Source organism: Lactobacillus psittaci DSM 15354, from assembly GCF_000425905.1.
Classification (GTDB): domain Bacteria; phylum Bacillota; class Bacilli; order Lactobacillales; family Lactobacillaceae; genus Lactobacillus; species Lactobacillus psittaci.
Genome location: NZ_AUEI01000007.1, coordinates 151,211 through 164,718, shown reverse-complemented (window position 1 = coordinate 164,718; position 13,508 = coordinate 151,211). Strand labels below are relative to the sequence as shown.

12 protein-coding genes are annotated in these 13,508 nt (G+C 34.3%); all 12 read right to left on the bottom strand.

All coding sequences use genetic code 11. The features are described 5' to 3' along the window. Positions 1 to 172: 172 nt before the first annotated feature. A complete protein-coding gene (locus tag H628_RS0102315) occupies positions 173 to 1,468 on the bottom strand; it encodes an extracellular solute-binding protein (protein WP_027825014.1) in 1,296 nt (431 codons plus the stop codon). Positions 1,469 to 1,522: 54 nt separating this feature from the next. Further along, positions 1,523 to 2,806, bottom strand: a complete 1,284-nt coding sequence (locus H628_RS0102310) for an MBL fold metallo-hydrolase (RefSeq protein ID WP_027825013.1) — start codon at positions 2,804 to 2,806, stop codon at positions 1,523 to 1,525. Continuing rightward, complete coding sequence (locus tag H628_RS0102305) at positions 2,790 to 3,614, bottom strand: carbohydrate ABC transporter permease (RefSeq protein ID WP_027825012.1); 825 nt, start codon at positions 3,612 to 3,614, stop codon at positions 2,790 to 2,792. Before H628_RS0102305 ends, H628_RS0102310 begins: the two co-directional genes overlap by 17 nt. Continuing rightward, positions 3,614 to 4,480, bottom strand: a complete 867-nt coding sequence (locus tag H628_RS0102300) for a carbohydrate ABC transporter permease (protein ID WP_027825011.1) — start codon at positions 4,478 to 4,480, stop codon at positions 3,614 to 3,616. Before H628_RS0102300 ends, H628_RS0102305 begins: the two co-directional genes overlap by 1 nt. Further along, the gene (locus H628_RS0102295) at positions 4,480 to 5,565 is read right to left on the bottom strand and encodes an ABC transporter ATP-binding protein (protein ID WP_027825010.1); all 1,086 of its coding nucleotides are present in this window, start codon (positions 5,563 to 5,565) and stop codon (positions 4,480 to 4,482) included. The genes H628_RS0102300 and H628_RS0102295 overlap by 1 nt, the downstream gene beginning before the upstream one ends. A 163-nt stretch (positions 5,566 to 5,728) precedes the next feature. Beyond that, positions 5,729 to 6,544, bottom strand: a complete 816-nt coding sequence (locus H628_RS0102290) for a DNA/RNA non-specific endonuclease (RefSeq protein ID WP_027825009.1) — start codon at positions 6,542 to 6,544, stop codon at positions 5,729 to 5,731. 9 nt (positions 6,545 to 6,553) lie between these two features. Further along, positions 6,554 to 7,495 carry a 3'-5' exonuclease gene (locus H628_RS0102285; protein ID WP_027825008.1) on the bottom strand — a complete coding sequence of 314 codons (942 nt, stop codon included), beginning with the start codon at positions 7,493 to 7,495 and terminating at the stop codon, positions 6,554 to 6,556. Continuing rightward, entirely contained in the window at positions 7,492 to 8,265 is a 774-nt protein-coding gene (locus H628_RS0102280; RefSeq protein ID WP_027825007.1) for an SIR2 family NAD-dependent protein deacylase, read from the bottom strand. Before H628_RS0102280 ends, H628_RS0102285 begins: the two co-directional genes overlap by 4 nt. Before the next feature lie 3 nt (positions 8,266 to 8,268). Further along, positions 8,269 to 9,534, bottom strand: coding sequence for a peptidase T (pepT, locus tag H628_RS0102275; RefSeq protein WP_027825006.1), 1,266 nt, complete (start codon positions 9,532 to 9,534; stop codon positions 8,269 to 8,271). 91 nt (positions 9,535 to 9,625) lie between these two features. After that, positions 9,626 to 10,861, bottom strand: coding sequence for a DUF2075 domain-containing protein (locus tag H628_RS0102270; protein WP_027825005.1), 1,236 nt, complete (start codon positions 10,859 to 10,861; stop codon positions 9,626 to 9,628). A 94-nt stretch (positions 10,862 to 10,955) separates the two neighbouring features. Further along, on the bottom strand, positions 10,956 to 11,708 hold the full coding sequence (locus H628_RS0102265; RefSeq protein WP_027825004.1) for a PAS domain-containing protein: 753 nt from the start codon (positions 11,706 to 11,708) through the stop codon (positions 10,956 to 10,958). A 177-nt stretch (positions 11,709 to 11,885) separates the two neighbouring features. Further along, complete coding sequence (locus tag H628_RS0102260) at positions 11,886 to 13,466, bottom strand: ATP-binding cassette domain-containing protein (protein WP_027825003.1); 1,581 nt, start codon at positions 13,464 to 13,466, stop codon at positions 11,886 to 11,888. Positions 13,467 to 13,508 lie beyond the last annotated feature (42 nt).

Sequence of the window (13,508 nt, the reverse complement as noted above, 5' to 3'; positions counted from 1 at the left end):
ATACTCCCCTAATTAAGATTTATCCCTCATAAAGAGTCCAATGAAGAATATACTCTAGATATATTGTATATTCAATATTGAAATACAACATATTGTATGCTATGGCAAAAAATAAAAAGCTGAAACCACAAGGATTTCAGCTTTTTTTGTTTTTATTTGAGAAAATTAGTTTTTATTGTTTCCAAGCAGCGTCAAATTTAGCCTTACCAGCCGTAATTTGTGAATTTACATTTTGCTTCTTAGCTGCGCTGGCCAAAATAGTTTGCATAATTGAGTTAAGTTGTGAGTATGCAGCATTTGAATTCTTAGCAACTGGTACAGAGTACAACTTCTTCATTGCATCGGCAATAATTGCAGGAGTCTTAAGACCTGAATTCTTGTAAGCTGCAGAATTTACAACCTTAGTATTTACAGGAACATAACCAGTCTTGTTAGCCCAAGTTAATTGACTTGACTTAGATACCAAGAACTTAATGTATTTGAAGGCTGCTGCTTTTTGCATTGCACTTGCTTTGCTAAACATGTAAATATCAGTACCTTGTTGCATATTGTAAGTTGATGGACGTGCTGCTACACCGTACTTAAATTTAGTACCAACACCCTTCTTAACAAAGCCTTCGCCTGCACTAGTACCTACATACATTGCAACCTTTTCATTTGCGAAAGGACCTGATAAGTAGTGTTCGCTACCAGCAGTTCTGAAGTAACCAGCTTTAACTCCATCAGCATAGTAATTGATTACTTTCTTTGAAGTTGAACCAGTAAAGTTTATCTTGCTAGTAAAGTTTATACCAGCATCTTTCATCCCTAAAGTGTAGTAGTTTGAAAGTGAATCAAAGCCAGCACCTACAACCTTGTGATTACTCTTTTCATAGATAGTCTTAGCTGCTTTCTTCAATTCAGCCATAGTCTTAGGAACCTTTACACCATACTTCTTAAGCAAGTCAGCATTGTAAGTTAAAGTTTCAACTGACTTGTTAAATGGAATACCGTATTGAGTTCCATCAATTTGGGCTCCTTCAAGTAAGCTAGTCTTAATATCTGATTTTGCTGCGCTGCCCCAACCAACATTCTTATCATTAATGTAAGGCTTTAAATCAACAAGCATTTTGTTTTTAGCAGCATTGTAAAGCCAGCCTGGGTATGCTTGGGTAATAGTTGGCAAGTTATTAGGTGATTGTAAAGTTGAATTAATCTTAGCTTGTAAATCAGTATATGCACCTTGATTTTCAAGCTTAATAGTAATGTTAGGGTTCTTCTTTTCAAATTCTTTGGTCAAACTTTGTAAAGTTGATTGTTGAACCCCTGTCATCGCATTCCAAAATACTACAGTAGTTTTCTTAGTAACTTTTGGAATCTTGACACTTGATGATGATTTACTTGAACTATTACCATTTGAACATGCAACAGTACCAAGAACAGTCAATGCAGTCATACCTGCAACTGCTAGTTTTCTAGCAAACTTCATAGGAAAAATCCTCCATAAATAAAAACTAAACATAACAACTTTTTTGATTTTTAACTAAAGCGTAAAAGTTTCTCCACGCTTAGGTAAAATCCGTTCCCCAAATGGGTTCTCTTCCAACTCCGGATGCAATGTATGCACCGGGCAAAGGATGCGAGGTTGGACTAACCCGATAATTTCTTTAAGTTCCTTGTCATCCGCATGGCCAGAACAACGCAAGGTCTTAAATTCAATTCTTTGCTTTTCCAAGGCATCAATGAAAGGTTGATATGCCGGATCAAAATCACCTAATGGTTCAGCATTAGAGTGAATATATAAGCCGCCTTCCATCAAGTCATCGTAATTCGCTACTGCTTGCCAGAGGTATTTACTTTTATCTTGAAGTAATTCTTGATAATCCACTTCAAGTTCTGGCTTTAAAGAAGTAAATCTCTCTTCCCCTGGCAAGTAGTAGTAACTAAAGTCACGATCCAGTGCCTCTTTAATTAAATCTGCTCGCTTCGCATGCAAAACCACTTTTCGAGGTGATTGCTCAATAATACGAAGTAACCTTTCAACATTTGTAGGATAAGTATTAAAAGTTATTTGTCTTTGCGGATTTTCATTTTGCAAGCGGACAAATTCTGCTGTTAATTCATCTTCACTCTTAGGCCCTGAGAATTCTTGTCCTATGCGTTCAGGCCAAGACACTCCCGTACCCTCGATAATGAATAAATCACACTTAGAAACAGCCTTTAGGTATTCTTTCACCCAATCTGGATGATACCCATGAAGACGAATATCACCAGTAAAGGCAACTACCTTATCAGGAGTCTTAACGATTAAACCAGTAGCGCCATAGGCATCATGATCACTTGGCCAAACTTCTAAAGTAATATCTCCCACCTGAATTGGAGTTTTAAATTTAGCAGGAATAATTTCACGAGTATAGTCTTGACTATGTCCAGCTGCTGGCAATAGAAAATCGCCCTGCCGATTCAAAACTGGCAAAAGAGCTGCGGTAATTGGTCCAGCATAAAGTGGAATTTCTGGTGCTAAAAAGTTAAGTGCCTTACTGTGATCCAAATGCAAGTGTGAAATATATGCTGCTGCATGTTCCCAGCGTTCATGATCAATTTCTTTTCCGGTTAATTTAGGATCATAAAAATTAGGTACATCCCCAATTAACTGATGTTTAATCAAAGTTTGATAACTTTCATCTGGCAAATCTAGTTCTGGACGATAGACTTCCCCTAAGTCAAACAATACATGACTTTTATTGTATGCCACTTCAATCATTGGACCACCAATAGTAGTTAGTCCATTATAAAAAGTGACTGTAGTTTTATCCTTTGAGATCATTTCTTACCACCCCACGAATAATTTGCTTTCTAAAGATGAAGTAAATAATCAAAATTGGCAAAACAGTTAAAGTTGCAGCGGCTAACTGCAATTCAGTTTCACTACCTGAATCAGAAGCAAATGATGATAAACCATTGTTAAGCAAGCGCATATTATCTTCATTTGTTACCAATAATGGCCATAGGAAGGCATTCCAACCACTAATAAAACTCAAAAGTCCTACAGTAAATAAGCCACCTTTACTCATTGGAACTAAAATCTTCCAGATATAATCCCAATCACTAGCGCCGTTAATCATAGCTGCTTTATATAAAGTGCTTGAAATTGAGCCAAAATAGCTTTGAAGGTAATACATGTAAAAGATAGAAGTTAAAAATGGTAAAACTAAACCAATATATGTATTAAGTAAGCCCAACTTTGCAATTGTATTGTAGTTAGTAAAAATAATTGCTTCACCTGGAACCATCAATAAAGATAGAAGTAGCGATTGAACTACTGCTTTGCCTTTAAATTTCAAGTTAGTTAAGGCAAAAGCACCCAGTAAGGCATTGAATAAACTAACAATTGTTGTTACTGAAGCAGTAATAAAAGTGTTTAAAAAGTAACGAGCAAATGGTGCTTGAGCAAATACTTTAGCATAATTGCCAAAATTAAAATTCTTTGGAATTAATGTTGGTGGAATTGTTGTTGTTTCACGATATGACATTAATCCACCTAAAATCATGTAAACAAATGGAAATACAGTAATAATCGCAAAGATCGCTAAGACGATATAGGCGATTAAGTTCCCTATACGTAACTTCTTCATTAGTACCGTCCAATCTTTTTCATCATTTTACGTTGTAAGAAAGTTGCAAGTAAGATTATCAAGAATAATACAACAGTTGCTGCCATCGCTACACCTGGAGTCCCTACCATCTGGAATTTATTATAGATATAGAACACAGCAGTAGTTGCACTATTACCAATTCCTGCTTGTCCATTAAACAAAGCGTAAACTGAAGTATAAATCTTAAATGCACCAATTAAATTCATAGTTAGCAAGAAAGCTAAAGTTGGCACTAATTGCGGAATTGTAATTCTCCAGAACTTTTCCTTTTCGCTGGCACCATACATATCAGCCAAAGTATAGTAATTTGGATCAATGTTTCTCAAGGCTCCCATTAAAATGACGATATCAAAGGCTAATGATGACCAAATACCAAAAATGATAATAGTAGTTAAACTCATACTTGGATCATCTATCCAATTAGGTGCTGGCAGATGGAATAAGCGCAAAATATAATTCAAAAGACCATAGTCACCATTGAAGATATATCTAAAGACAATCCCAATTGCAATCGTACTAGTTACATAAGGCATGAAAAAAGTCGTTTCAAAAAATGAAGAATGCTTTACCTTACTAAAAATAAACCATGCAAGCATAATTGAAATTGCTAAACTCACTGGTACTGCAATAATCGTATAAATTAAAGTGTTGGAAATTGCCCGCCAAAATTCTGGATCTGAAAAAATATATTGGTAATTATCAAAGCCAGTCCATTCTAAGTTAATTAATGAGCCTTTTTGAAAACTCATAGTAAAGGCTCTTAAAATTGGCCAAACACTAAAAATTGTTACGAAGAAAATAGTTGGTGCTAAAAATAGCCAGGCTTTCTTTTGATTTTGCTTCATTAGTAAACCCGCTTTCCATCAGCTGTAAACAAGAAGATTCGATCAAGTCTCATCTTCAAGCAAGTTTGATCCCCAGTCTTAATTGGAGTCTCAAGATCAACAAGTGAACGAGCTTGCTTGCCATCATAATCAAACTTTAGAATTCTTTCGCGTCCAATTAATTCTACATCAGTAATTAAAGCTTTAATTTCACCAGTTTCTGCTGGAATAATGTTTTCAGGACGAACTGATAAGATATACTTACCAGCTGATAATTCAGTCTTCAAGCGCTTTTGGTCTAAATCTGCTACTTTAATTTCAAAATCGCTACCCTTAATTAATCCATCATTAACTTCTACTTCAAAGTTATCAATTACGGGATTGCCGACAAAGTTGGCAACAAAGTGATTATTAGGTTCTAAGTAAAAGTTTTGGCCTTCATCATCTTGTTGAATTACCCCATTATTAAATAGAATAATCTTATCCCCAATTGATAGGGCTTCTTCTTGATCATGGGTAACAAATAAAGTAGTAATTCCTACTTCCTTGACCAAAGTTCTGATTTCTTCTCTAATCTTTAATCGTAAACGTGCATCTAAGTTTGATAATGGTTCATCCATTAACAAAATCTTAGGTTCCATTACTAAAGCTCTAGCAATTGCTACACGTTGTTGTTGGCCACCAGATAAATTACTTGGCTTTTGATCTTTTAATTCAGTAATTTGAGTTAAAGCCATGTACTTTTCAGCAATTTTTTTAGCTTCTTCTTTACTTATTTTGTTTTTGCCAACAGTTAATGGAAACATAACATTTTGCAAAACTGTCATATGTGGGTAGAGCGCATAATTTTGAAAAACATACCCAATCTCTCGATCCTTAGGTTGGACTTTGACCACATTTTTACCATCAAATAATATTTCACCTGATGTCGGTGTTAACAATCCAGCTAACATATTTAAAATAGTAGTCTTACCACAACCTGAAGGTCCTAATAAACAAACTAAGTCTCCTTTTTTAACATTAAAAGATACATCTTTAATAGCTTCATGGCCATTATCATAAATCATTTTTAAATGTTTAACTTGGACAAATTGTTCTTCGTTCATGGAATTCCTCAACTATCTATAAATAATTCATTTAAATAAATTCTAATGTAAAAGTCACTAAAACTCAACTAAAACCAACTATAAAATTCGGATTTCGAGATAGTTTATGCCTAAGTTAATTTTTAATCTTATCTCAAATCATGTTAATCCGAACCATAAAGCGTTACTCATTTACTTGCATTCCGCGATTCACTTTTGCTCTACCAGTCGCATAGTCAAAAGAAAACCCTGGTTGAACATTGAAAATATAGACATTAAAGTCTAAACTCCCATCTGTTGAAATAGCTTGCAAATTAATTCCCCGAGCCATTAACTCGCTTCCCCGAAAAATTGGAGTAGCTTGATAAATTACCTTTTTGTTTTGCTTTAATGCCAACCGCACTTTACTTTCGTAAATTGTCTGCAGTTTTTGGTTACTAAAAGCAGACTGAGTAAACAAATTTTTCGGATTATTTTGGTCACCTGATTGATTATTAGGTTCAAAATTCCCACTTTGATCAATTCCGGCACTAACAGAATAAGCAATTAAATGCCCTCTATTATATATTTGCTCACCATTTGCTCGATTCGAATGCCAGCCTGTCGGATTTACAAATTGCCTTACACGCAAACTTTGATTAGCAACATTTCTGCGTTCAATAAAAGCTGTATTAGAACTAGAAGTTCGATTTAAATTGTCTAGGTTAGAATAGATAACCTTATTAACTTTCCAAGCATTTTTTATCAAAGTAGAATGATTTTGATTTACTACATAAATAGCTTTTTGCCCTGATTGAAAGTTTAAATTCGCCAATTTTTGATAATCCGTTTTTGATAAACCGCCATATTCTGTTTGTGCTGTTGATGCTGAATTAATAGCACTTGTATTCGTGGTCTGGTTAGAATTAGCATTTTGATATAAACCATACCCTAAAAGTGCTAAAAACACCAAAAAAGCCGGTATTCCGGCCTGACGATTCTTACGCTTCTTTTTTGCCATCAAATTCTCCTAACTTCTTGCCCATGAATCAAGCATGCTCAAGAAAAAGCTCAAAGTCCACTGACTAATTTTATTTCCTGCTTGCTTGAGTTCACGAAGCTGTTTTAATTCCGGAAGCTGCCGTTTGAAATAATCATGATCTCCAATGATTAAGTAATCACTATTTGAACCCAAAGTAGTAACTGTTCCACCTAAAGTAGTAATTACATTTGCTAACTCTTGATTTTTAGCCTGTCCTGCTAAAGTTATTACTTTATTTTTTACAGGATTACGGCCTAATTTGTACTCAAAAGGTAATTCCGCTAAATCACACGACTTTAACTTTAATTCACTTAGCATTCTAGGGGTAAATTGATCATGATATACATCGTAAACACTTTTAGTATCGATTGAATCTTGCAAACCACGATGTGCTTCACTCGGACTAATATTTAAACGACGTAAACAATCAATCAAACGATTATGAGCCTCCTGTTTAAAAAATACCCGAGAAAAGCGCAAAACGTCCACATAATTATTATTTAATTTAGAAAGATGATATTTTTGACATAAGTCATAAACAAAATTCAAATCAAAATTGATATTGTAACCAACAATCACATCATCACCGATAAACGTTCGAAATTCACTGATTGCTTTTGCTACATCAATTCCTTCACTCTCAATTAAGGCTTGATCAATCCCATTTAGCTTAGTTAAAAATGTCGGAACAGAGTTATCTCCAGGATATTTAACTAAGTTGCTATATTGCGCAACGATTTTTCCGGCTCTAACTCGAATTCCAGATAATTCGGTCACCCGATCACGAAACGGAGATAAACCCGTAGTTTCTATATCAATCATGGTATAGTCTGACAAAAAATCTAGAATTTCATGACCTTTTTGACGCATCTTTTGATTGAGGTAATCATCATTGAATCTTAAAACACCATTTTCAATTTTTGCCATTATTCACTTAATTCCTTTAAAAAATTAGCTACATTAGTATTAAAAGCTAGTGCCTTTTCTTGCAATTTTTCAGGTAATTCATCACTAGCCAAATCAGCTGCTATATACTTCCATGAATCAAATTGCATTACTAAATGGGCTATTGGATCGAGTAATTGTGGACTAGTTTCATCAACACCCAATTCAAGTACTAACATTTTCTTATCTTCATTATTAGTGATAAAAATCCGCATTCTAGTATTGGCATCAGTATCGGGATAGAAATGCTCAGTTAGTGGCATGTGAATTTCCATCTCACTATTACAGATTTCACACTTAGGAACACCTTGAATTGCTAAGTCACTCTTTAAGCCGTGGTTAACGCCACTTGAACACGCCATAGTTGTCCAATCCCCAAAGATATTAAAAATCTTTTTATGATCAAAGCCAGCATTTTCAAAGGCATGAGTAAAATAGCTAGTAGCAATGAAATAGTCTTTACCAGTTAATAACTGTTTTAGTTGGAGCATCGCATCAGATGGCTGATAATTAACTGAATAATCATCAATAAAACGCCGCCACATTGCCCATTGTTCTGGCCATGATGGCAATTTCTTATCAAGTGCATCCCCAATTGTATGGACATCATATTTTTCTACTAAATCAGGGTATTGTACTTTAAAACTAGCTTCATCTAACATATCCAAACCATCTGCAATCGCAAATTTGTTACCAGCGGTAACTAAAATACAATCGGCATCATTAATTAATTTTTTTGCTTTTTCAAAATCCATTTTTTATCTCCTCAAAGGTGTATTATCACGTTTATCGTCTAATTCGCTATGTAAGTAGCTAATTTCAACCAATACTTCAGCCAATTTAGCCATATTCTCTAAACTAGCATATTCATATGGCCCATGAAAATTAGCTCCTCCATTAAATAAATTAGGAGTTGGAATACCTTTTTCTGAAATAAAATCACCATCAGTTCCACCTCTAAATGGAATATGCTTAGGCTTTATATTCAACTTAGCATAAGCATGGTGAACCAAATTAACGACATATGGATGCTGCTTAATTAAGTCACCAGGTGATTTATATTGATCTTTCATGGTTAAAGATAGCCGTTGATTGCCGTATTTTGCATTTAATTTATCAACTTGGTCTTGAATAAACTGTTTTCTCGCCAAAAAATCGGGCGTATCAAAGCTTCTAATAATCAAATTAACTTCTGCATGATCAACATTGCCTTTAAAACTAGTTAATAAGTAAAAGCCATCATAATCTTTACTTTTTTCAGGGACAAAATCGTGAGGTAAAGCGGCCACAAATTCATTGGCAATTAAACCGGCATTTACCATCAAACCGTATGCTTCTCCAGGATGAACAACGGTCCCTGTAATTTCAATTTTTGCTTCTGCAGCATTAAAAGTTTCATAAGCGATATCGCCAACATTACCATTATCTAAAGTATAAGCAAATTCAACTGGAAAACGGCTAACATCAAAACGCTTAGCTCCTTTCCCAATTTCTTCATCTGGTCCAAATGCTAACCATAAATCACCATGTTCAATTTCTGGATGTTGCAGCAAATATTTAGCCATCGCTAATAAGCCTGCAATTCCAGCCTTATCATCAGCCCCCAATAACGTATCACCTGAAGCTGTGAAAATCGTATGTCCAATTACTTCTTTTAGACTTGGAAATTCTTTAGGACTTAGAATATGATTACTATCTAAGACTAAGTCATTTCCGGCATAATTTGGATGAACCTTAACTTTAATATTTTTACTATTGTAATCCGCTGTATCAACATGAGCGACGAAGCCAATTGCTGATACTTTTTTCTTTGTTGTAGCTGGAATTTTACCAACTAAATAAGCGTCTTTAGCTGAATAACTAACTTCTTTAAGCCCCAGCCTACTTAATTCTGCTTTTAACTCCATTAAAAGTTCAACTTGTCCAGGACTAGTTGGAACTGCGTCATTATCAGGATAAGATCTAGTATCCATTTCACAATACTTAATAAAGCGGTCAGTTATGTAGTTATAGTCGATTTTCATAAGAGGGCCTCCTTTTTCTACAATTGTATGCTCATTTAGCCTATAAAAAAAGACGCCAAATGTTGGCATCTTTGTCTAGTAAAATGCTAGCTTAGTCTTCGATAAGCTTTTGATAGTACTCATATAAAGTCTTACGTAAAAGTGGATCATGAGCGTAGAGATAAGTACCATAAATTCCACGTTTAAATAAAACATTGATTTGATTCATAAAGAGGCGTCTTTTAACTTGCTCTAACTCTTTGTCATCAAACAAATCCGTTCTTCTTTTAAAAGCTTCGGTATCTGTAAACTTACTGGTATCAATTTGAATTTGATTAGTATCTGGAACCTGATAAAATGGCGGGCTTAAAATTATACCAGTGTAATTTAAATCAAAACCTTGGCAAGTATAAAATGAGCCTACTTCATTAATCGTCTCTGGAATTTCAGCCCAAGGCTTTACAGTATAGTTATACTGATCCCAAGGCATTTTAAACTTTCCTTCTTTAATATAATGTTTCTTGCCATCAAGAATAGAAGGATAACCCGTAGTCGACAAAATTCTAGCCAAACCAACTTCTTGATTTCTTTTAACAATTTCTTGCCGCATTTTTTCGGCATCATCAAATACCCGAAAATCATATCCATTTCTAGCATTCTGAGGAAAAGGAATTACTTTACTCTCATCAGTAAAAGTATTGAACCAGTTTATTAATTCTGAACTTGCATTCATCCGGAATTGATGGGTTAAATGATAATCTTCATGAGGATATTGGTGCGTAATTTCTTCTAACTGCTCCGTCGACCAATAAGTCTTAGTGCGCATTACCTGATATTGATCAAAGACTAAAATTATAACCTTTGCTCGTTTAATAATTTCAACCAGTTGATTATCATAAGTGAAATTATTATACGCATCCCGATGCGATAAAAGTAGATGCGCCTCATCAATAACAACAACATCTACTTTTGTCTGCTTTTTATCTAATTCATTAATCAGCGAAGTAGGGCTAGTAAAGTCTTTTTTATATAAATTAGCCTGCTTACCAGCAATTTCTTTATAAACTTTGAGAATTTCTGGGTGATTAACCAAAAAGTAATTTTTGGTTTGATATAACGGACTATCCTTTTCAGTTCTTGCAGCAAGTTGAATTTTGTTAAATAGATGAGCTAAAACAACACTTTTCCCTGTTCCAGCATCCCCATAAACCGTAAAAATAGCTGGTGTATCACCGTTAATATGTTTTTTAGTAAAGACCAAAATTTGCTTAACTAATTTTTCTTGTTCACTAGTTAAAGGTAAATTAACTGCTAATTTTTGTGTGGCATCGTTAGTTAACTCAGACAAAACAATCTCTTTTCTATATTTATTATAGTTATACCTTTTTCTATTTAAGCATAAATAAAAAAAGCCGCAATCTTGCGATTACGACTTATCAATATTAATGTTCAGATGCACCAGTTGTTGTGTCTGGTTTTTCTTCAACTTTTGGCTTTTCTTCCATCTTAGCAGCTTCTGCCTTGGTAGAAGCTCCAGTCTTAGCATCTGGATCAGAGTTTCTGCGGTAAGTTGCACCAGTTGTTGCATCTGGATCAACTACTAACTTTTGACCAGTTGTTTCACAGAAGTACTTAACAAATGGATATAAATCTTGTACCCATTCATAAATTCCGCGGTAATTACCTTCTTCATCTTCTACTCGCTTGTAGTAGTGTAAGACTAATTCTTTTAAATTACCGGTTGGAACAGGCATGTATACATCATCGTGGCCGCCTTCTTTGGTGCGAAGAGCATGTACAACTTTCTTAGCATTAGGAATAACATCACGGATATCAGGGTGAATTTGTCCCATTGTATCACCAACTTGGGCAGGAACACGCTTAGCCTTCATCTTGTAGTTTGGATCTTGAGGACGGTTGTACCACAAGAATTGGTTATTTTCATCTACAAAAGTCAATTCGCCAAAAGTATTTCTAAGCATCCAGTTTAATTGATTAACTGTCATTAAACCACAATCAAGTTTAACGTAGTCATCGCCTTCAGCAGCATTAACTTTCTTTGCTGCTTTATCAAGCCATTCTGGATCATCGTTTTCAATACCAGAAACGGTATATTTCCCCTTGCCTTTGCAATCAAAGTCTTCTTTTAAATAATCATCAGGATTCATATCTTTTAGCCATTTTGGTTCAGCCATTGTAGTTCCTCGCTCTCTTTGCTATGTAATCGTTTTTATCATAACTTTAACGCTATACTAATTCAATATTTCATTTGATATATTTTATATTTATATCAGCAATATATTAAATATATTATTAGTGCTTTAAAAGATATATTACTTTAAGTAATAAAAAAGCATGACAAAAATGTCATGCTATTTAAATTTAACAATTTGATCAAACATTTCTTTTTCATAGTCAGAAATCTTATGTGCCACTTCAATCACCGCTACTCTAGGATTTTTAAGTAGTGTTTCATGAATTGCGCGTGACATTACTGGATCTAAAGCACTAGTTGCTTCATCGGCTAAAATAATTGGTCGTCTTGAAAGGAGTGCTCTAGCTATTTCTACTCTTTGAATTTGACCACCTGAAAGCTTATTACCATTTTCACCAACGTAAAAATCTAGTCCTTTATTTTCAACTAAATCGTTTAAGCCAGCTTCTTTAATTGCAGCTAATAACTCTTCTTCAGTGCAAGTTCTTCCCAAAGTAATATTAAAGCGTAAAGTATCATCAAATAAGAAAGGTTTTTGGTTAACATAGGAATAGTAATTATGCGCTGCTTCCCAATTGCCAGATACTTCTTTTTGATTTATAAGGATTTCACCTGCTTGTGGCTTTTTCTGTCCTAACATCAACCTAAGCAAAGTAGTTTTTCCCCAACCACTAGGAGCCATTAAAAGGACTTTTTCACCTGGTTTTACTTTTAAATTGACATTAGTAAAAATTGTCTTTTTATCTGAAGTGGTTTGATAACTTAAGTTTTTAACTTCTAAACCAGTAAATGATTCACGCTCTTCAACTTCATCATCTAAGTTATAATTTGCAGCTTTTTTGGTCTTTTCCCACATTGGAACAGTCGACTTAACTTGGTTAAATTCTTGAAAGATTGTCACAACTGGTGTAATAAAGTTCATTGCCAAGTCAACTAGCATTACTAGAGTTCCAACTGCCAGTTTACCTTCCATCATCAAAATTCCACCAATTGTACATGGAATAATAAAGCAAAAAAGTTCTGCCGCAGAATAAATTAATTCCAGTGCCCAAGCTTGCGTTAGGTTCATTGACTTCAAGGCATTTTCCATTCTAAGGGCAGATTTTGAGGCTCTTTGCAAGATATTATCTCGAGCATTATATAAATTGGCTGCGCTAGCTCCATTTAAACTATCAGAAATACTTTGAGTATAATCAGCATTTGTCTTAGTCCAAACCTTCGCCTTTTGCGTAATAATTTTACTAGTAAAAATTTGCACAATTGCAGGAGCTAAAGAAGCAACAATAAAAATTAAAGTCATTTCCCATGAATTATAAAAGGCAAAACTTAATGCACCAACAAAAGTAATACTTTGGAAGATCATATCTAATTGCGCAGTTACACGATTAGTTTCAATTTGCTTTAAATCATTGGTCATTAAGCTTAAGCCCTGCTTAATGTCACTATCTCCTTGATCAACTAAATAAGCGATATTTTTACGTTTAAGATGTAAATTTACCTGACGAATAATTTCCATCTTATTAGCTTCATATAAAAAGTTACTGCACATAAAAACCAGTTGTCCAATTGCTGTAATTCCAGCAAGTCCAACTAATTGCATCATATCTTTTTTACCTGAAGAAGCAACATTGAGCATTAATTTGAGCATGTAAGCGACAAATAAAATGTTGCAAGCTTTAATCGTAGCAAAAAAGATAAAAAGAAAAACTTTACGTTTTTGTGCGTATTTAAGACTCATTTATTTCTCCTCAAACATTTTGTTATCTTATACATTGTAACT

Bases quoted from the DNA above. Each gene is read 5' to 3' on its own strand.
- H628_RS0102315 (WP_027825014.1), bottom strand. From the start codon at position 1,468: ATGAAGTTTGCTAGAAAACTAGCAGTTGCAGGTATGACTGCATTGACT.
- H628_RS0102310 (WP_027825013.1), bottom strand. From the start codon at position 2,806: ATGATCTCAAAGGATAAAACTACAGTCACTTTTTATAATGGACTAACT.
- H628_RS0102305 (WP_027825012.1), bottom strand. From the start codon at position 3,614: ATGAAGAAGTTACGTATAGGGAACTTAATCGCCTATATCGTCTTAGCG.
- H628_RS0102300 (WP_027825011.1), bottom strand. From the start codon at position 4,480: ATGAAGCAAAATCAAAAGAAAGCCTGGCTATTTTTAGCACCAACTATT.
- H628_RS0102295 (WP_027825010.1), bottom strand. From the start codon at position 5,565: ATGAACGAAGAACAATTTGTCCAAGTTAAACATTTAAAAATGATTTAT.
- H628_RS0102290 (WP_027825009.1), bottom strand. From the start codon at position 6,544: ATGGCAAAAAAGAAGCGTAAGAATCGTCAGGCCGGAATACCGGCTTTT.
- H628_RS0102280 (WP_027825007.1), bottom strand. From the start codon at position 8,265: ATGGATTTTGAAAAAGCAAAAAAATTAATTAATGATGCCGATTGTATT.
- pepT (WP_027825006.1), bottom strand. From the start codon at position 9,534: ATGAAAATCGACTATAACTACATAACTGACCGCTTTATTAAGTATTGT.
- H628_RS0102265 (WP_027825004.1), bottom strand. From the start codon at position 11,708: ATGGCTGAACCAAAATGGCTAAAAGATATGAATCCTGATGATTATTTA.
- H628_RS0102260 (WP_027825003.1), bottom strand. From the start codon at position 13,466: ATGAGTCTTAAATACGCACAAAAACGTAAAGTTTTTCTTTTTATCTTT.